The following is a 16,973-nucleotide window of genomic DNA, read 5'->3' on the forward strand; positions in this document are numbered from 1 at the left end:
TAATTATAACTCACTTTTGTATTTTAGAACCTCTTCCAGCAGAGCCTGGGCCATCTCCCCCTCACTGACTTTACGAATAGGCTTTCCTCTTTTGAAGAGCCACGCAAAACCTCTCCCACATGCCAAGCCAAGGTCAGCCTCCCTTGCCTCGCCTATTGCATTTACCACGCAACCCATTATGGCTATCTTTAGGGGTTCCTTTATATCTTTTAATTTTTCTTTTACCTGCATTACCACCTTTGGAAGGTCCACCTCAATGCGTCCGCATGTAGGACAGGCAACTATCTCTACGCCCTGCCTTCTTATCCCCAAGGACCTTAAAATATCGTAAGCTACCTTTACCTCCACCTCGGGGTCATCGGTGAGCGATACCCTTACTGTATCGCCTATGCCCAAGTAAAGGAGAATACCTATGCCCACCGAGGACTTTACTATACCACTCTGTCCCATACCCGCTTCTGTAATACCTATGTGAAGAGGTATGTTTGTCCTTTCTGCAAAAAGCAGGTTAGACTTTATGTTTTCCAGCACATCAGAGCCTTTTATGGATACCTTAAAATTGTCAAAACCCCACTTTTCCAACTTCTCTGACCAACGCATGGCACTTTCAAAGAGCGCCTCCGCACAGGGATAACCATACTTTTCTAAAAGGTCCTTCTCCAAAGAGCCTGAGTTTACACCTATCCTTATGGCTACACCCTTTTTCTTAGCCTCTTGGACTATTTCTCTGACTATCTCCTCCTTTCCTATGTTACCCGGGTTTATACGAATGCCATGCACTCCTTTTTCCATTGACCTAAAGGCATAAGATGGTGCAAAGTGTATGTCGGCTATAACGGGAATAGGGGAGTTTTTGACTATATCTGGAAGAGCCTCAAGGTCCTCCTCGTGTGGCACTGCAACCCTTATGAGTTCGCAACCTGCACTGTGGAGCCTCTCTATCTGTTGCAATGTTTCTTCCACCTGGTGGGTTTTGGTGGAAGTCATGGATTGGACCACTATGGGTGCATCTCCTCCTATCTTTACCCAGCCTACGCTTATCTGCCGTGTCTTGCGCCTTTTTGGGCTCATGACAGCTCAAGCATTCTCAGGATAGGTCTCTTTGCTTTTTCTATTATCTCCTCGGGCAGTATTACCTGGTTTAGCTCATACTTTAGTGTTTCGTAAACCTTTGGAAGTGTTATAGCTTTCATAGTGCAACAATAAACGCTACCGCAGTAATTCATGGCTTCTGGAAATATATACTCCTTGTTGGGATTTTTCCTCATCAAAGTGTATTTTAGCCCCACCTCCGTTATCACTATAACCCTGTTAGTGTCGCATGTGGTGGCGTAATTGATAATCTGGGAAGTTGAACCTACGAAATCTGCCATATCTATAACCTTTGGATGGCACTCGGGATGCACTGCCACCTTGGCATCCGGATACATCTCTTTGAGCTTTTGAACTTCTCTTGCGGTAAACTCAAAGTGTGGAGGACAAAAACCCTGCCATATCACAAACTCTTTATCTGGCACATGTCTCTTTACCCAGCTTCCCAGAGCCTGGTCGGGTATGAAGATTATTTTTTTACTCTGGAGTTTCTGAACTATCCTTATGGCATTGGCAGAGGTTACGCACACATCGGAAACAGCCTTTACTTCCGCATTGGTATTTACATACGCTACCACCTCACCGTCTGGATGCTCTTCTTTTAGCCTGAGAACATCCTTGGCAGTTATCATGTCAGCCATGGGACAGCCGGACTCTGGATTCGGATGAAGGACCTTCTTTGTAGGATTTACTATCTTTGCAGTTTCACACATAAAGCGCACACCGCAGAAAACTATTATGTCCGCATCTGTCTGAGATGCTTTCCTTGAAAGCTCTAAGGAATCACCTATAAAGTCCGCCACATCTTGAACCTCAGGTCTCTGATAGTAGTGAGCCAGTATTACCGCGTTCTTCTCCTTTGCAAGTTTCCTCACTTCCTCCTGCAGAGCCTTTAACTCCTCTTTGCCTAAAACCTCCTCCTTTTTAACCTCTAAGGCAAACATCAGGTTTAAAATATATATCTCTTTTCCAAAAAACACTGATCTTGATTAAAGGTTTTTCAGCACATAACTTTCCAGCTCAAAAAACTTCCTCTCCTCCTCTCCACCAAGCTCGTGGTCGTATCCAAGAAGATGCACAAAGCCATGAGCCAAAAGCCTCTTTATTTCCTCCTCAAGGGAGTGCCCCATCTGTGATGCTTGCTTTTTCGCAGTGTCAAAGGATATAACTATGTCTCCCAGTATTAACCAGTTGCCTACTTTTTCACATATAGGGAAGGAAAGCACATCCGTTGGTTCATCCTTTCCTCTATAGTCGCGGTTTAGGTGTCTGATAGTTTCGTCATCAGTTATGTATATGCTTATCTCAGCCCTTTCAAGCCCAAGAAGTTCAGCAATACGCTCAGAAATCTGTTCAATCTGAGCTTTCTTTATACTCCTCTTGTGAAGTCTTATCTGTATCCTGTTCCTCCTTTGCCCTTTCAAATTCCTCATAAGCTTTTATTATCCTCGCCACAATGGGGTGTCTCACCACATCCTCTTGGGTAAACCAGACAAAGCTTATACCCTCTATGTTTTGAAGTACCTTTATTGCTTCAACAAGCCCCGAGTGTTCCCTTTTGGGAAGGTCTATCTGCGTTATGTCCCCTGTTATAACCACCTTTGAACCAAAGCCTATGCGCGTCAAAAACATCTTCATCTGCTCTTTTGTTGAGTTTTGAGCCTCGTCAAGGATTATGAAGGCATCGTTCAATGTTCTGCCTCTCATAAAAGCCAGTGGTGCTATCTCTATTATGTTTCTCTCCAGCATATAGCTTGCCTTATCGTAGTCCACCATGTCGTAGAGAGCATCGTAAAGAGGTCTCAGGTATGGGTCCACCTTTTCCGCTATGCCTCCCGGTAGAAAGCCAAGTTTCTCCCCTGCTTCAACAGCAGGTCTTGTAAGTATTATTTTATTGACTTTGTTCTCCTTAAGGTGAGCAAGTGCCATAGCCATTGCCAGGTAAGTCTTCCCAGTGCCTGCAGGCCCTATACCAAACACTATGTCATTGTTTTTTATGGCATCCACATATATCTTCTGGGTATGCGTTTTGGGAAGTATAGCTTTTCTCCTGTGGGTTAAAAAGATTATGTTCTCCTTGTCTTCCAACTCTTTTGCCTCCCTTTTGCTTACATATTCCTTTGCCCTTTCTCTCACATCCTGCGCTGTCATAGGATGAGACTTTAGCTCCTTGATTATGCCCTTTATAAAATCGTAAGCCTGCTTAACTTTTTCTTCCTCTCCCCTTATCATAATTTCCGTACCTCTTGCAAACACCTTTACACCAAAGACCTGGGAAAAGTACTTGAGATTTTCATCACCGCGACCAACTATGGCATAAAAGCTCTCGTCAAAGCTTCCTAAATCCACTCTCTCTTCTAACTTTTCGGTGCTTGACATCCTATTGTCTTATAAATATATTGATAAATACGGGAATTTCAAGTCCATCACAGGAGGAACAAAATGGGATATATGCTCAGGACGGTTATACTGCTCGGAGCTCTTACTGGCTTATTCCTTTTTGTAGGCCACCTTATAGGTGGCAAAACTGGAATGACTATAGCCCTTATTCTGGCTGGCATCATGAACTTTATAGCCTACTGGTTTTCTGACAAAATCGTCCTTTCCATGTATGGTGCAAGGGAAATACCTTACGAGGAAGCACCGTGGCTACACCAGATAGTTGAGGAGCTGGCAAGCAGAGCCGGCATTCCTAAACCTCCCATATACCTTGTTCCTATGGAACAACCCAATGCCTTTGCTACAGGAAGGGGTCCCGGGCATGCGGCAGTAGCGGTAACATCAGGTATACTACATCTGCTTGATAGAGATGAGCTAAGAGGAGTTCTGGCTCATGAGCTTGGACACATAAAGAACAGGGATGTCCTTGTGGCTACAATGGCAGCAACCATAGCCGGCGCAATATCTTACTTGGTGAATATGTTCCAGTGGATGCTCATCTTTGGAGGAGGTAGGGACGAAGAAAACAGGGGAGGATGGGCGGGTCTGGTGGGCAGTCTTATGCTTATCATTCTCACACCCATAATAGCCATGATTATACAGATGGCTATATCCAGGTCAAGGGAGTACTTAGCGGACGAGACGGGTGCCAAAATAAGCGGTGATCCTCTTGCTCTCGCAAGAGCTCTTGAGAAGATCCACAACTATGTTTACCAGATACCAGCGGAGGTGAATCAAGGTACAGCTCACCTTTTCATAGAGAATCCTCTCTCGGGAGAAGGTATATGGGAGCTATTTTCTACGCACCCATCAACGGAAAAAAGGATTGAGAGACTCAAAGAGCTGGCAAGGAAGATGGGAGTTTACGCATGAAAAGCGTATGCGTGTTTTTAGAGGAGCTGGTGGAAGATGTGGAGTTTATATACCCCTACCTTCGTTTCAAAGAGGAGGGGTTTGAAGTTATCTCTGCAGCACCTGAAAAGAAGGACTACAGAGGGAAAAAGGGTATGACTTTTACACCAGATGCTACCCTGTCAGAAGTGTCCGGAAGGCTCTTTGATTGCCTTTTCATACCGGGTGGCTACGCACCCGACAGGCTAAGGAGGTATCCCCAAGTTCTCAGCATGGTAAAAAAACACCTAGAAGAAGATAGATTAGTAGCTGCAGTCTGTCACGGTCCTTGGGTTCTCATCTCCGCTAAGGTGGTAAAAGACAGGAAGGTGACAGGCTTTTATGCCATAAAAGATGACCTTGAGAATGCGGGGGCTATTTACACGGGAAAGTCTGTGGAGGAAGACGGCAACCTTATTACCGCCACAGACCCCTCGTCCATGCTACAGATGATAAAACTCATACTTGAGAAGTTCTCCCAAACAGGGAGTAAACTAGCTCATTGAACCGCTGCCCTCTCTCTATGTAATCCTTAAACATGTCAAAGGAAGCGCACGCTGGGGAAAAGAGTATAATGTCTCCCCTCTGAGAGTATGCTTTAGCTACTTTTAAAGCTTCTTCCAAACTTTCCACTTTTTCAAGTATTGTAGCTCCCCTCCAAGCCTGAAAGATCTTATCCTTAGCTTCACCTATTAGCAAAGCTAACCTCACTTTTTGCAGTATAAGGTCGTAAAGGCTTTCAAAGTCCCCACCTTTGTCTCTACCCCCAGCTATGAGGATGACGCTCTTATCTGGCATGCTTTTAAGCGCTGATTCCAGAGCGTTAACCGTGGTAGCCTTTGAATCGTTAAACACCTTCACACCTTCCCACTCACCCAAAAGCTCAAGCCTGAAGGGAAGCCCCGAAAATTCGTAAAGCACTTTCCTTATTGTTTCCGAAGGAACACCCATAAGTTTTGCTATCATAGCACTCGCAAGGGCGTTTCTATAGTTGTGGTGTCCATAAATCTTGAGCTTACTCACCTCAAAAAGCTCCTCACCCATAAAGTAAGCTCTGCCCTCTCTTAAAAAGCCGTGCGCATCCTTTGAGCTAAAAAAGTACTTTTTAGCTCTCGTCGGAGTGTTTACCACCTCCTCCTGTCTTGAATATAACACCACAAAATCCTCCTCCTGCTGATGCTTGAATATGTTGTACTTGCTGTGAAGGTAATCTTCAAGGGAGATGTGCCAGTCAAGATGATCTCTGGCAAAGTTGAGGAAGGCACCGCAACAAGGTCTAAAAGTTTTTAAGGTCTTGCCCTGAAAGGAAGAAACCTCAAGGACTGCCAAAGAGAAAGGGTCTCTGAGAACTATCTCGGAAAAAGCTGTGCCCGTATTTCCTCCCTCCAGCACATTTCCAAAGTGCTCTCTTAAAATCAGGTAAGTCATCCTGGTGACTGTTGATTTGCCATCTGTTCCGGTAATTGCCACCACCCTACCTTTGAAAAACCTATAAGCCAACTCCATCTCACCTATCACTTCCAAACCTCTCTTTTGCGCCTCTATCCAAAGGGGATGCCTCGGAGGTATGCCCGGTGATAAAACAACTGTATCCACAAGGTCAAGATACTCTCTAAAATCCGTTCCATCCTTGTCATCTCCCGCATAAACCTCATAACCTTTTGCCTTTAAAAGCTTTATGGCTGATTTACCGCTTATACCAAGCCCCCACACCAACACCCTGTCCATAGATATATAATAACTTCTATGCACAGGTACTTTGTAGTTTTTATCACCACGTCGGTGGATAGGGCAGAGGATATGGCACAGCACATCATAAAAGAAAAGTTAGGTGCGTGCGTAAACATAGTAAGAGAGGTAAACTCCATTTACTGGTGGAAGGGAAATATAGAGAGGGGCAAAGAATCGCTCCTTGTGGTAAAAACCGCCAAAGAGAAACTCAGAGATCTTGTTGACGGTGTGAAGTCAATACACCCCTACACAGTTCCAGAGATAATAGCTATACCTATAGAAGCTGGCAACGAGGATTACCTTAAGTGGATAGACGAATCTCTTGGGATATCTCAAGAAAGTTCTTGAGTATATCCATTCCTGATTCTGAAAGTACTGACTCGGGATGGAACTGAACGCCAAAAAGGGGGTAATCTCTGTGCTCAAGCCCCATGATCTCACCATCATCGGACTCTGCCGTTATCTTCAGCACAGGTGGAAGGCTCTCCCTCTCTACCACTAAGGAGTGATACCTAACAGCAACAAAGGGATTTTTTATTCCTCTGAATATCCCTTCTTGTGTGTGATATATAAGAGAAGTCTTGCCATGCATGAGATTCTTTGCCCTGACTATTTTAGCACCAAAGGCATAAGCTATAGCCTGATGTCCTAAGCACACACCAAGTATTGGAATGTCTCTGTAAAAACGCTTTATCACATCTACGGATATACCTGCCTCTTTTGGGCTGCACGGTCCTGGCGATATCACTATAGCATCTGGCTTTGCCTTCTCTATGTCCATGAGAGTTATCTCATCGTTTCTTCTTACAGCTACATGGCAACCCAGCATCTGAAAATACTGCACTAAGTTATAGGTAAAAGAATCATAATTGTCTATAACGAGAAGTTCCATAAGTATATTATATTTCCCTTCCTTCCCCCCATTTAAATTATGATTAATATCATATAGTTTTAATAAACTTTAAATCAATAAAAAGAGGGTTTTAGTGTTTAATTTAAATACTTTAAAATTTGAATTAAACCATTGGTAAATGTATTTTTTTTTTAAATTTAGGAACATTTAAATGGTATGATGTAAATTATAAAAATTTAAAATTATGTTGCAAGGGTCATAGATTTAAGCTATATTTTTCTAAAAATCTCTAAAGGAGGTCTAAAGATGGTGGAAGATAGGTCTGAGACACTTTTAAAAGTTGAGGAAAAGTACATGCCTCCTCCGTCTATAGTAGAGTCCGCATGGGTGAGGGATTATGAAACCCTATACCAGGAATCCATTAAGGACAGAGAAGCTTTCTGGGCAAAGGTTGCGGAGGACCTGCACTGGTTTAAAAAGTGGGATAAGGTTTTGGAATGGAACTATCCATATGCCAAGTGGTTCGTAGGAGGAAAAACTAACATAACTTATAACTGCCTTGACAGGCATGTAAAAAATGGCAAGAGGAATAAGGTAGCCTACATAGCCCTTGATGAGGACAGCAGGGAAAAGAAAATTACTTATGGAGAGCTTTTGGAACTTGTAAATCGTATAGCCAACGGACTTAAGTCTCTTGGAGTTAAAAAGGGTGATAGGGTTTCCATATACATGCCTAATACGGTAGAAGCAGTTGCATGTATGTTGGCATGTGCAAGGATAGGAGCTATACACAGTCTGGTTTTTGCAGGCTTTAGTGAAGGTGCTTTGAGGCTCAGGATAGAGGATGCAAAAGCAAAGGTGGTTATAACAGCAAGTTATACTAAGAGAAGGGGTAAAAAGATAGACCTGCTTGCAACTGCACAGAGGGCAATAGATGGTCTTGACTTTGTAGAAAAAGTTATAGTTTGGGACAGGGATGGCGATGTGCTAAATGGGGAGGACAAGTTCTTTGTGAGTCTTGATGAGCTTATAAGCACCAGCTCACCCAAGTGCGAGCCAGAAGTTATGGACGCTGAGGACCCTCTTTACATACTTTACACATCTGGAACTACAGGCAAGCCAAAGGGTGTGCTACACACCACAGGTGGCTACATGGTGGGAACATACTACACCACAAAGGTGGTTTTTGACCTCAAAGAGGATGATATATACTGGTGTACCGCAGATATAGGCTGGGTGACAGGACACAGCTACATAGTGTATGGTCCACTTGCTGTGGGTGCCACATCTCTAATAGTGGAAGGAGCACCCGATTACCCTGACCCGGGAAGGTGGTGGAGCTATGTAGAAAAGTACAGAGTTAACATCTTTTACACCGCGCCTACGGCGGTAAGAATGTTTATGAAGTACGGTGAGCAGTGGCCTGCCAAGTATGACCTCTCTTCGCTGAGGATATTGGGCTCGGTTGGTGAACCCATAAACCCGGAAGCGTGGCACTGGTACTTTAAGAACATAGGAAGAGAAAAGTGCGTCATAGTGGACACCTGGTGGCAGACAGAAACAGGCATGCACATGATAACCACCATACCTTCTTACCCTGCAAAACCGGGTAAGGCAGGCAAACCCTTCTTTGGCATAGAGGCTCTTGTAGTGGACAGACACGGGAATGTCCTCCCCCCCAACACCATAGGCAACCTCGTTATAAAAACACCCTGGCCTTCTATGCTCAGAACCTGCTGGGGAGAGCCAGAGAGGTACGAAAAGTACTGGAACACCATACCCGGATACTATCTGACAGGAGACCTAGCTTCTTATGACGAGGAGGGATACATAATGATTCTGGGAAGGGCTGACGATGTGCTAAATGTTGCAGGACACAGGATAGGAACTATGGAAGTGGAAAGCGCCATAGTGGACTATCCTGCTGTGGCTGAAGCTGCAGTTATCGGAAAACCCCACGAGGTTAAGGGAGAATCTATAAAGGCTTTTGTGATACTCAAGAAGGGTTATGAGCCATCTGAAAAGCTCGTTGAGGAAATAAAGTACCATGTGAAGCAGGTGCTGGGACCTATAGCGGTGCCTGACGAGATAGAGTTTGTTGAAAAGCTTCCCAAGACCAGAAGCGGAAAGATAATGAGAAGAGTTCTAAAGGCTCAGGAGCTTGGGCTTCCGGTTGGAGACATATCCACCCTTGAGGACTGAAGCTCTGTGGGGGCTTCTCCCCCCTCCATCTTACACTCACCGTTATAAACAGCACCCTTTTCTATGATAAGCTCTTTCACCTGCACATTCCCATCAACCCTACCCCCAGCTTTTATCTCAAGACTTTGTGCCTTTATGTTTCCCTGGACTCTGCCGTACACCACCACCCTTTCAAGGTCTATGTCCCCTCTTACACTTCCGCGCTCTCCCAATATAAGCCCTCCTTTACCGCTGATGTTCCCCCTTATCTCTCCGTCTATCCTGGTTAGCCCTTCAGGAATGGTAAGATTACCATCAAACAAACAACCTATGCCTATGAGTGTCCTTATCTCCTGGTTGCTGACCCTCGCTTCCTCCTTTTTACCGAACATGGTAAGTAGTATATAACAAAAAGGAGAAACCCTCCTTTGGAGGGTTTGAAAAGGTGACACCATGTTGGGCTTTTAGAAGTTATACGAGGCGTTTACATAAAAGGTTCTTCCGGGTTCAGGCACCTTTACACCGCTCCTGAAAGGGTCCCTCTGGTAGGATAGGTAATCATAATATTTCTTATCCAGCAGGTTGTCAACTCCTGCGGTAATGGAAAGTCCTCTGTAACTTCCTCCTACTTTGAGGTTTAATATTGCGTATCCTGAAGTCCTCTGTTCCTTTAAGTCTGTGTCTACTCTGTACTGAGTAGCCGAGAGTATAGATTCTATCTCTCCAAAGTACCAACCTCTATCGTACCTGAGGGCAAGCCTTGCTTTGAGAGGTGGTACCTCTGCCACTTTTGAGCTATATATGTTTTTGTCGGGTTTTGTGTCCTTTCTTGCTTGCACATAAGAGAGTCCACCAAAGAGGAAAACCTTGTCCGTTAGAGCAAGCCTTGAGTCTAGCTCCCCTCCAAAAAACTGAGCGTTTACATTTTCGTAAGACCTTGCACTGTTATTCATAACACCCATAACCATGTTGACTTTGTTTTGATCGTGGACAGTTATGTAGTCTTTAATGTAGCTGTAGAAGATGGTGGCTTTGGTAAGGAGTTTACCAGTTGAGTACTTTACGCCTAGGTCAAGCTCTGTGTTTTTTGAAGGCTTGAGGTTTGGATTTCCCACCCAGTCAGACCCCGTCATGCGCTTGAGGGCAAAGTACCTCTCCTGAGGGTCGGGCACTCTCACCGAGTGTCCAAGTCCTACAAAAAGCTCTGTCTCTTTAGAAAGTGAATAAAAAAGTTGCAAATTACCTGAGGGATAAGTGTCCGTTTTTGATGTACTTCTGGTGTTTTTGTAAGCAAAGTAGAGGTCCGTATTTGCCTTTGAGGCATCCGCCTCGGTTTTTGTGGTGTCAAGCCTTATGCCTGCTACAAGTCTTAGCTTGCCAAAAAGTGCTTTCCTGTATTCGCCGTAAGCTCCAAAACTTTTAGTATCCACATCAGGTATGACAAATTGCGCCATGCTCATCATATAGTTGACTGCATCCCAGTTTCTTTTATAGGCTTCAAAACCTACGGTAAAGTCTCTGATCTTGCCCTCAAGCCTACCTCCGTAAGTTTTTGTCTTGGCATCTGTTGCCATGGACCAGGGCATCATGCCAGAGCTTACCCTGTAGCGGTCATCCATCCAGTGGTCCACTTTGGTGTAATAAAACTGGAAGTTAAGACTTTTGAGCGTGTCGGATATGCTGTCTATGCCGTAAGTGAAGTTAAATCTGTCCGTTTTGTCGTATATGGCATCCATAAGAAGGTAAGGGTAAAGTACATGTCTGGCATCCTGTTTTGTGTAAGAAAGCTCCAGCTGGTGATTTTCTAAAGGTTTAAATCCAAACTTTGCCCAGTAGGTGTTTATCTCAAAGGCTTTTGAGTTTATAAATTGAGGCTTGTATCTGTTGGGACTATCAGATGGATAGACCTCCGTAAACTTTTTGCCATCTCCATCCTTGTATGGTTTTGAGTACTTGTAAGAATACCCTGCTAAGCCGTAAAATCTTTCATCCGCATAAGAAACTGTTGGAGATAGGTTTATAAAGCTAAAGGAGCCTACTCCTGCGTTGAGCTTTAGATGAAAGCCCTTTTCTGGCTTTCTGGTTATTATGTTGACAAGCCCAGCCATAGAGCCTTGATGTTTCACATCAAAGGGTCCCTTTATTACCTCTATCTTCTCCACTTCAGAAAAATCCACATGGAAGGCGGGTGGGTCCATCCTGTTGGGACATGCACCGTAAACCCTTTCCCCATCTATAAGTACGTTTATGTTATCTCTGTAAAAGCCTCTCAGCACTATGTCGTTGGCTATACCTCCCTTTCTTATCTTCCAGATACCTCCTAACTTTGTAAGTGCCTCACCCACATCCTTTGCAGAGCTTTCCCTTACCTCCCTTATCTCAAGGCTCTCTTCAAAAGGTTCCCTTTTGGCTTTTACTTCAATCTCCTTTAGCAGAAGCTCCTGAGCGTAACCTACTGACAAAGTGGCGGTTATAAGGAGTATGCCCCTCATGTCTTTACCTCCTTCACCAAGATACTATCTTTGTTTTCTCTTGGGTTATAAGCGGGAAGATTATGTCAGGATTTGCCCACTGGGTACCACTTGCTATCTTCTCCACTTTTAACTTCTGTGCACACACAGGGCAGACGTAAACCTTCCCACCCTTTGACAAAAACTCCCTGAGAAGTTTAATCGCCTGTGTTTCTTTTGCCTTTGCATCCGCAAGTCTTACTCCTTCTGAGTTTAACCAGACCACAGTTTCGTATCCTCTACCTAAGGAAATGTTGGCAAAGGTAAGAGCCATCTCTGCACTTATACCCCTATCGTGTGTAAGATTCACTACCAAGATAGCTCCTTCTTTCTGTGCTTGATGAGTCTTATCGTGCGCTTCCTGAGCGTAGATGGTAAGTACCAGAACTGCAAGAAGATTTGTTAAGATTAACGCAATTGACCTCATAATTTTACCTCCTTTTTAACGTTCATATTAAAATAATATAACAAAATGTGATTAAAGTCAATTTTTCTTCTAAAGGCGAGGAAGATCCTCACTCCCCCTTGAATATGTATGCGTAAGTTTCTCTCTCCCTTATGATTTTATAGCTTTGCTTTTCTACAAGTACCTCACAAGCTCTTGGTCTTACATTGTAATGTGATGACATGGCAAAACCGTAAGCTCCTGCGGATAGCACCGCCAGGTAGTCTCCCCTTTCCACCTTTTGTATCTCTCTATCAAGAGCTAAAAAGTCCCCAGTCTCGCATATGGGTCCAACGATGTCTGTTTTTATGTAGCCGGTATCTCTTTTAACAACGGGCACTATGTGATGGTAAGCATCGTACATGGCCGGTCTTATAAGGTCGTTCATTCCTGCATCAACTATTACAAAATGTTTGTGTCCCTTGTCTTTTAAAAACTCAACGCGAGTTATTAAAAGACCTGCATTGCCCACTATAGACCTTCCGGGTTCAAGAAGGATCTTGGCATCTACGCCTTTCAGCGCAGGCATGACAGCTTCTGCCAGGTCCTTTGGCTCTGGATTGGATTGGTCTGGTTTATACTTTATGCCCAGCCCTCCTCCTATGTCCACATACCTAATCTCAAAGCCAGACCTGACAAGCTCATGATACAGGTCTACCACCTTTTCTACTGCTTCTATGTATGGAGAGACATCAAGGATCTGGGAGCCTATATGACAGTGTATGCCCACCACCTCAAGGTTTTTCAGCTTTCCGGCGTATTGGTATTCCTGCTTTGCATGTTTTATATCCACTCCAAACTTGCTTTTCTTCATGCCTGTGGATATGTACGGGTGCGTTTTTGGGTCCACGTCTGGATTTACCCTTATGGCTATTCTTATCTTTTTCCCTAAGCTCTCTGCAAGATGGTTCAAAACATCCAGCTCCATACGGGACTCTACATTAAACATGAGTATGTCCGACTTTATAGCATACTCAAGCTCCTTTAGGGTCTTTCCCACACCAGCATAAACTATTCTGCTTGGTTCAACTCCGGCCAGCAGTGAGGCGTAAAGCTCACCGCCTGATACTATGTCAGCACCTGCACCTTCCTCTCTTGCAACTCTTATGATGCTTGGGTTGAAGTTGGCTTTTACAGCATAACATATAAGGGCATCTGGGAAAGCTTCCCTGTATGCTCTTACTCTGTCTCTTATGTGAGAGGCACTGTAAACATACAGAGGCGTGCCAAACTCCTCTGCAAGGGCTTTAAGAGAAACACCTTCTAAGTGAAGCTCTCCATCTATGTACTCAAGATACCTGTTGTACTCTTTTAGCATGCTACCTTCTCTCCTAAGAGCTTTTTTCAAAGGTAGTATATTTTATCAGATAGTCGTACATAGAGATATAGGCAAAAAGCACTGCTATCCATAGCATCCATCCACCTAAGGGGCTTCCTGCCGAGAGTAAGATCAAGCTCAGGAATTCAAAGAAGGTTTTTGTCTTGCCCAGGTATGAGGCCTGCATTGTATAACCTTTCTCCGCACCCATGCTCCTCAAGAAAGAAACTAAAAGCTCCCTTATTAGCAAAAGAAGAAAAGCTACTGGGTTTATCTGTTGCATGTAAAGAAAGGCAGAAAGTATAGACAGGAAGAAAATTTTGTCCACCAGAGGGTCAAGGAGAGCACCCCATTTACTTTCCTCTTTGTTCTTTCTTGCTACGCTACCATCCAGCAGGTCCGACAGAGCTCCCAAAAGTATCAAAACCAAAGCCCACCTTAATTGCCCCAAAATAACAGCATAAAAGGCTGGGAAGGTGATAAGGAACCTCAGAAGGGTTATCAGAGTAGCCATCCTAAGGATTTTAACATCAACTGCCCTTCTAAGTCCTTTATTAGCTGGTATGCGGACCTTCCAGAAAAGCCATACCTTTCCCTTGCCCAATCTAAGGCTCTCTTTTCAAGCTCTTCTGCATCTATCTTTAAGCCCCTTACCTTTGCGTAGTGTCTTACCATGTCCAGATACTCATCCTTGCTAAAGGAGAAAAAGCCCAGTCTAATTCCAAACCTTTCTACCAAAGAGGCTATCTGAATGCGCCTCTCTTCTGGAAACTTTTCTTCTTCCAGGTTTTCTGGCATTAAGTTCCTTCTGTTGGAAGTCACATAAACCACTACATTCTTTGGTCTCTCTTCCACATCGCCATCAAGAAGAGATTTTAGCACATTTACCTGCTGGTCGTGTCTTTCAAAAGAGAGGTCGTCAAAGAAAAGTATGAACTTCTGGCTTGTTCTCCTGAGAAGTCCGTAAAGGTCCGAAAGGTGCAAGATGTCCATCTGATAAACCTGCACAAGCCTTAGCCCTTTGCTGGCAAAAAGCCCCAGCATAGATTTGACCAAGGAAGACTTTCCTGTACCTCTGTCTCCCCAGAGAAGCGCATCGTGAGCAGGAAGGTCCATAACCAGCTTTAAGGTATTTTTCCTTAGCTCCTCTTTCTGTCTTTCTATGTGCAGAAGGTCTTCAAATTTGGGAATGTGGGGGTGCTCTATGGGTTGGAGCTCTCCGTCCTTGAACCTAAAAGCTAAAAACTCCTCAAAATTTATCCCCATCTTAACTTCTCCTTCAGGATCTCAAAGAACCCTCTTTTGGGGTTTGGATACATAAGGCAGTAATGCTTTGACTTTTTAATAATAATCTCTTCACCCTTTTTGAGTGCCATACCTTTCTGACCGTCAAGGGTCAAAAAAGCCATATTATCTGGTGATAGGTTTACTATCCTTATCTCAAAACCGCTGGGAAGTACCAGAGGTCTGTTGGAGAGAGTGTGGGGGCATATGGGTACAAAGAGGAGGTTTTCCGAGAGGGGATAAACTATTGGTCCTCCGGCGGATAGCGCATAAGCCGTTGAACCCGTAGGTGTTGAGATGATAATTCCATCCCCGTATACCCTCATCATGAAGTCTTTCCCCGCATAAGCGTCAAGCTCCAGCATGCGCGCTATGGTGCTTTTGGACACCACCACATCGTTTAGATAATCGCCTAAGAAGTGTTGTTTCCCTCCTCTTTTTATGTATGCACAGACCATCATCCTTTTTTGAATACTGAGCTTATCCTCTAAGAGAAGCTCCAGCACCTCAAAGGCGTTTTCCTTTTCTACCTCCGTAAGAAAGCCAAATCTACCCTCATTTATGCCCAGTATAGGTATGCGGTGCTTGGCTACCAGTCTTGCCCCTGCCAGAAAGGTGCCGTCACCCCCTATCACCAGAAGGAGGTCTTTGTCTTTTAGATTTAGCCTGCATCTGTTGCCCCTAAGGTTTACAAACACCTCCGTGGATATTCCCTTTCCCTTCAGAAACTCCTCTATCTTTCTAGATGTCTCTATGGCTGTCTGGCTATCTTTTACAAAAATTAGCACCTTCATAACAAGTTATCTATAAGCTCACAAAGTACATGCCCGAGGGTTATGTGGCATTCTTGTATTCTTGCTGTATCGTAAGAAGGGACTATAAAGCTGTAGTGTGCTACATCAACCACTTTACCTCCCTTCCTTCCAGTAAAAGCTACTGTGGTGGCACCAAGAGCGTGAGCTTTTGAAAGACCTCTTATCACATTCTCTGAATTTCCTGAGGTGGTGATGCCTATGACCACATCGCCTGGCATGCAGAGGGCTTCTATCTGCCTTTCAAAAATGGTTTCAAAACCGTAGTCATTCCCTACAGCCGTGAGCACTGAGGTGTCTGTGGTGAGGGCTATGGCTGGCAGAGCTTTCCTCTCTTTTTTAAACCTTCCTACTATCTCGGCTGCTATGTGCTGGGCATCCGCCGCACTTCCACCGTTGCCAAAAAGAAGGAGCTTATTGCCATCTTTAAGAGCCTGAGCTATTATCTTACCTACATCAAGGATCTGCTGGGCGTAAAGCTCCACAAAAGCGAGTTTTACATCCGCACTCTCTTTAAAGGAGTTTATTATCAGCTCCATCATCCTTCTTGAGGCTTCCAACTGTGAGCCTCCTCATGGTTTTGAAAAACTCAGAGAGCATGTGTTTGTGATACTCCTCCTGGTTTTCTATAAACCTGAAAAGCCTCTGAAGGTCCGGGTCTTTCAAACTCTCCACCACTTTTTTATAATCCTCACCCGTGCTCTGCTCGTAGCTCATCTCCTGCTTTACCTGCTCTTCCAGCTTTCTGAGAGGCTTGGGAGAGAGGTCCGCCTCTATGCTGGGCATGCCTCCAAGCTCGCCTATCTTTTCTCCTATCTTCCCCATGTGAGTCATGCTCTCAATGGCAAGGTCCAGCATTATGTCCCTGTAGGTGCAGTCCTTGGTGTGGAAAAACTGATAAAGGTAATTTATTATAGTTTGGTACTCTTCCTTTAAAAACCTGTTTAGGACTTCCAAAGTCTTAGGGTCTGCCTTTTGGGCTTGTCCTTCTATTAGCAGGCTCTCCTTTGCCAGCTCTTTAAGTTCTGTAAACTCTATCCTGTGGTCCTCCTCGTCCTTTATGACCCTCTCCAGCAGTCTTTTTACGCTCTCATCCTTTACCACTTCCAGCTGTTTTGTGTAAGTTTCTATAGCCATTTGCTCTGCATCCACATCCTTTGAGAGCATGTCCTCCCAGTCTGGTCCCCCCACCACTATCATGTCTTCCAGCCTGTCTAGAACCACCTGTCCCCCAAGACTTACCACCTTCTGGGCAAACCACTTGAGGTGTCTCATCTCCTGCCTTGCTATGACCTCTATCTCCTCCGTTATGTTCTTGTCGGTTATGAGGAAGATGTGGTAGAGGTACTGGACTATGGCGGAGTGTTCAAGGGCAACATCGTAAAGAAGCAGGTTGATAAGCTCTCTTTTGTTCATG

19 protein-coding genes are annotated in these 16,973 nt (G+C 44.4%); 4 read left to right on the forward strand and 15 right to left on the reverse strand.

Annotation, left to right across the window (positions count from 1 at the left end; genetic code table 11):
• Positions 1-3: 3 nt before the first annotated feature.
• The 4 genes from ispG to HTH_RS00365 are packed head-to-tail and all read right to left on the reverse strand — an operon-like array spanning position 4 to position 3,471.
• Positions 4-1,071 carry a flavodoxin-dependent (E)-4-hydroxy-3-methylbut-2-enyl-diphosphate synthase gene (ispG, locus tag HTH_RS00350; protein ID WP_012962718.1) on the reverse strand — a complete coding sequence of 356 codons (1,068 nt, stop codon included), beginning with the start codon at positions 1,069-1,071 and terminating at the stop codon, positions 4-6.
• Complete coding sequence (gene nadA, locus HTH_RS00355; RefSeq protein WP_012962719.1) at positions 1,068-2,036, reverse strand: quinolinate synthase NadA; 969 nt, start codon at positions 2,034-2,036, stop codon at positions 1,068-1,070. The genes ispG and nadA overlap by 4 nt, the downstream gene beginning before the upstream one ends.
• Positions 2,037-2,081: 45 nt before the next feature.
• Positions 2,082-2,525: an rRNA maturation RNase YbeY gene (gene ybeY / locus HTH_RS00360; protein ID WP_012962720.1), complete on the reverse strand. Its 444-nt coding sequence runs from the start codon at positions 2,523-2,525 to the stop codon at positions 2,082-2,084.
• Complete coding sequence (locus tag HTH_RS00365) at positions 2,446-3,471, reverse strand: PhoH family protein (RefSeq protein ID WP_012962721.1); 1,026 nt, start codon at positions 3,469-3,471, stop codon at positions 2,446-2,448. Before HTH_RS00365 ends, ybeY begins: the two co-directional genes overlap by 80 nt.
• A 63-nt stretch (positions 3,472-3,534) precedes the next feature.
• Here HTH_RS00365 and htpX point away from each other — a divergent pair, with 63 nt between their 5' ends.
• Together htpX and HTH_RS00375 are read left to right on the forward strand one after the other, a co-directional pair.
• A complete protein-coding gene (gene htpX / locus HTH_RS00370) occupies positions 3,535-4,404 on the forward strand; it encodes a zinc metalloprotease HtpX (protein WP_012962722.1) in 870 nt (289 codons plus the stop codon).
• A complete protein-coding gene (locus HTH_RS00375; RefSeq protein ID WP_012962723.1) occupies positions 4,401-4,928 on the forward strand; it encodes a type 1 glutamine amidotransferase domain-containing protein in 528 nt (175 codons plus the stop codon). The genes htpX and HTH_RS00375 overlap by 4 nt, the downstream gene beginning before the upstream one ends.
• Here the strand turns inward: HTH_RS00375 and murD are convergent.
• The gene (murD, locus tag HTH_RS00380; protein WP_012962724.1) at positions 4,882-6,150 is read right to left on the reverse strand and encodes a UDP-N-acetylmuramoyl-L-alanine--D-glutamate ligase; all 1,269 of its coding nucleotides are present in this window, start codon (positions 6,148-6,150) and stop codon (positions 4,882-4,884) included. The two genes, HTH_RS00375 and murD, sit on opposite strands and share 47 nt — an antisense overlap.
• 18 nt (positions 6,151-6,168) lie before the next feature.
• Between murD and cutA the strand changes: the two genes are divergently transcribed.
• On the forward strand, positions 6,169-6,501 hold the full coding sequence (gene cutA, locus HTH_RS00385; protein WP_012962725.1) for a divalent-cation tolerance protein CutA: 333 nt from the start codon (positions 6,169-6,171) through the stop codon (positions 6,499-6,501).
• Here cutA and HTH_RS00390 read toward each other — a convergent pair.
• The gene (locus HTH_RS00390) at positions 6,455-7,045 is read right to left on the reverse strand and encodes an anthranilate synthase component II (protein ID WP_012962726.1); all 591 of its coding nucleotides are present in this window, start codon (positions 7,043-7,045) and stop codon (positions 6,455-6,457) included. The two genes, cutA and HTH_RS00390, sit on opposite strands and share 47 nt — an antisense overlap.
• Before the next feature lie 267 nt (positions 7,046-7,312).
• Between HTH_RS00390 and acs the strand changes: the two genes are divergently transcribed.
• Positions 7,313-9,208, forward strand: coding sequence for an acetate--CoA ligase (acs, locus tag HTH_RS00395; protein WP_012962727.1), 1,896 nt, complete (start codon positions 7,313-7,315; stop codon positions 9,206-9,208).
• Here the strand turns inward: acs and HTH_RS00400 are convergent.
• The 9 genes from HTH_RS00400 to HTH_RS00440 all read right to left on the reverse strand — a co-directional run bounded on the left by HTH_RS00400 (position 9,160) and on the right by HTH_RS00440 (position 16,972).
• Complete coding sequence (locus HTH_RS00400) at positions 9,160-9,579, reverse strand: bactofilin family protein (protein ID WP_232500441.1); 420 nt, start codon at positions 9,577-9,579, stop codon at positions 9,160-9,162. The genes acs and HTH_RS00400 overlap by 49 nt on opposite strands.
• Positions 9,580-9,651: 72 nt before the next feature.
• Complete coding sequence (locus HTH_RS00405) at positions 9,652-11,679, reverse strand: TonB-dependent receptor domain-containing protein (RefSeq protein ID WP_012962729.1); 2,028 nt, start codon at positions 11,677-11,679, stop codon at positions 9,652-9,654.
• A 13-nt stretch (positions 11,680-11,692) separates the two neighbouring features.
• Entirely contained in the window at positions 11,693-12,124 is a 432-nt protein-coding gene (locus HTH_RS00410; RefSeq protein WP_012962730.1) for a DsrE family protein, read from the reverse strand.
• An 88-nt stretch (positions 12,125-12,212) separates the two neighbouring features.
• Positions 12,213-13,460 carry a diaminopimelate decarboxylase gene (gene lysA / locus HTH_RS00415; RefSeq protein WP_012962731.1) on the reverse strand — a complete coding sequence of 416 codons (1,248 nt, stop codon included), beginning with the start codon at positions 13,458-13,460 and terminating at the stop codon, positions 12,213-12,215.
• Between the two features lie 13 nt (positions 13,461-13,473).
• Positions 13,474-13,974 (reverse strand): CDP-alcohol phosphatidyltransferase family protein, encoded by a 501-nt coding sequence (locus HTH_RS00420; protein WP_012962732.1) that lies wholly within the window; start codon positions 13,972-13,974, stop codon positions 13,474-13,476.
• Positions 13,962-14,726 (reverse strand): ATP-binding protein, encoded by a 765-nt coding sequence (locus HTH_RS00425; protein WP_012962733.1) that lies wholly within the window; start codon positions 14,724-14,726, stop codon positions 13,962-13,964. Before HTH_RS00425 ends, HTH_RS00420 begins: the two co-directional genes overlap by 13 nt.
• Positions 14,717-15,538 (reverse strand): NAD(+)/NADH kinase, encoded by an 822-nt coding sequence (locus HTH_RS00430; RefSeq protein ID WP_012962734.1) that lies wholly within the window; start codon positions 15,536-15,538, stop codon positions 14,717-14,719. Before HTH_RS00430 ends, HTH_RS00425 begins: the two co-directional genes overlap by 10 nt.
• Positions 15,535-16,098, reverse strand: a complete 564-nt coding sequence (locus tag HTH_RS00435; protein ID WP_012962735.1) for a D-sedoheptulose 7-phosphate isomerase — start codon at positions 16,096-16,098, stop codon at positions 15,535-15,537. Before HTH_RS00435 ends, HTH_RS00430 begins: the two co-directional genes overlap by 4 nt.
• Positions 16,070-16,972, reverse strand: coding sequence for a ferritin-like domain-containing protein (locus HTH_RS00440; RefSeq protein WP_012962736.1), 903 nt, complete (start codon positions 16,970-16,972; stop codon positions 16,070-16,072). The genes HTH_RS00435 and HTH_RS00440 overlap by 29 nt, the downstream gene beginning before the upstream one ends.
• Between the last annotated feature and the right edge of the window lies 1 nt (position 16,973).

Origin of the sequence: Hydrogenobacter thermophilus TK-6 (assembly GCF_000010785.1) — a bacterium.
GTDB classification, from domain to species: Bacteria; Aquificota; Aquificia; order Aquificales; family Aquificaceae; genus Hydrogenobacter; species Hydrogenobacter thermophilus.

Excerpts from the sequence above, each read along its gene's own strand:
- ispG (WP_012962718.1), bottom strand. The coding sequence starts at position 1,071 with ATGAGCCCAAAAAGGCGCAAGACACGGCAGATAAGCGTAGGCTGGGTA.
- nadA (WP_012962719.1), bottom strand. The coding sequence starts at position 2,036 with ATGTTTGCCTTAGAGGTTAAAAAGGAGGAGGTTTTAGGCAAAGAGGAG.
- ybeY (WP_012962720.1), bottom strand. The coding sequence starts at position 2,525 with ATGAGGAATTTGAAAGGGCAAAGGAGGAACAGGATACAGATAAGACTT.
- HTH_RS00365 (WP_012962721.1), bottom strand. The coding sequence starts at position 3,471 with ATGTCAAGCACCGAAAAGTTAGAAGAGAGAGTGGATTTAGGAAGCTTT.
- htpX (WP_012962722.1), top strand. The coding sequence starts at position 3,535 with ATGGGATATATGCTCAGGACGGTTATACTGCTCGGAGCTCTTACTGGC.
- HTH_RS00375 (WP_012962723.1), top strand. The coding sequence starts at position 4,401 with ATGAAAAGCGTATGCGTGTTTTTAGAGGAGCTGGTGGAAGATGTGGAG.
- murD (WP_012962724.1), bottom strand. The coding sequence starts at position 6,150 with ATGGACAGGGTGTTGGTGTGGGGGCTTGGTATAAGCGGTAAATCAGCC.
- cutA (WP_012962725.1), top strand. The coding sequence starts at position 6,169 with ATGCACAGGTACTTTGTAGTTTTTATCACCACGTCGGTGGATAGGGCA.
- HTH_RS00390 (WP_012962726.1), bottom strand. The coding sequence starts at position 7,045 with ATGGAACTTCTCGTTATAGACAATTATGATTCTTTTACCTATAACTTA.
- acs (WP_012962727.1), top strand. The coding sequence starts at position 7,313 with ATGGTGGAAGATAGGTCTGAGACACTTTTAAAAGTTGAGGAAAAGTAC.
- HTH_RS00400 (WP_232500441.1), bottom strand. The coding sequence starts at position 9,579 with ATGTTCGGTAAAAAGGAGGAAGCGAGGGTCAGCAACCAGGAGATAAGG.
- HTH_RS00405 (WP_012962729.1), bottom strand. The coding sequence starts at position 11,679 with ATGAGGGGCATACTCCTTATAACCGCCACTTTGTCAGTAGGTTACGCT.
- HTH_RS00410 (WP_012962730.1), bottom strand. The coding sequence starts at position 12,124 with ATGAGGTCAATTGCGTTAATCTTAACAAATCTTCTTGCAGTTCTGGTA.
- lysA (WP_012962731.1), bottom strand. The coding sequence starts at position 13,460 with ATGCTAAAAGAGTACAACAGGTATCTTGAGTACATAGATGGAGAGCTT.
- HTH_RS00420 (WP_012962732.1), bottom strand. The coding sequence starts at position 13,974 with ATGGCTACTCTGATAACCCTTCTGAGGTTCCTTATCACCTTCCCAGCC.
- HTH_RS00425 (WP_012962733.1), bottom strand. The coding sequence starts at position 14,726 with ATGGGGATAAATTTTGAGGAGTTTTTAGCTTTTAGGTTCAAGGACGGA.
- HTH_RS00430 (WP_012962734.1), bottom strand. The coding sequence starts at position 15,538 with ATGAAGGTGCTAATTTTTGTAAAAGATAGCCAGACAGCCATAGAGACA.
- HTH_RS00435 (WP_012962735.1), bottom strand. The coding sequence starts at position 16,098 with ATGATGGAGCTGATAATAAACTCCTTTAAAGAGAGTGCGGATGTAAAA.
- HTH_RS00440 (WP_012962736.1), bottom strand. The coding sequence starts at position 16,972 with ATGAACAAAAGAGAGCTTATCAACCTGCTTCTTTACGATGTTGCCCTT.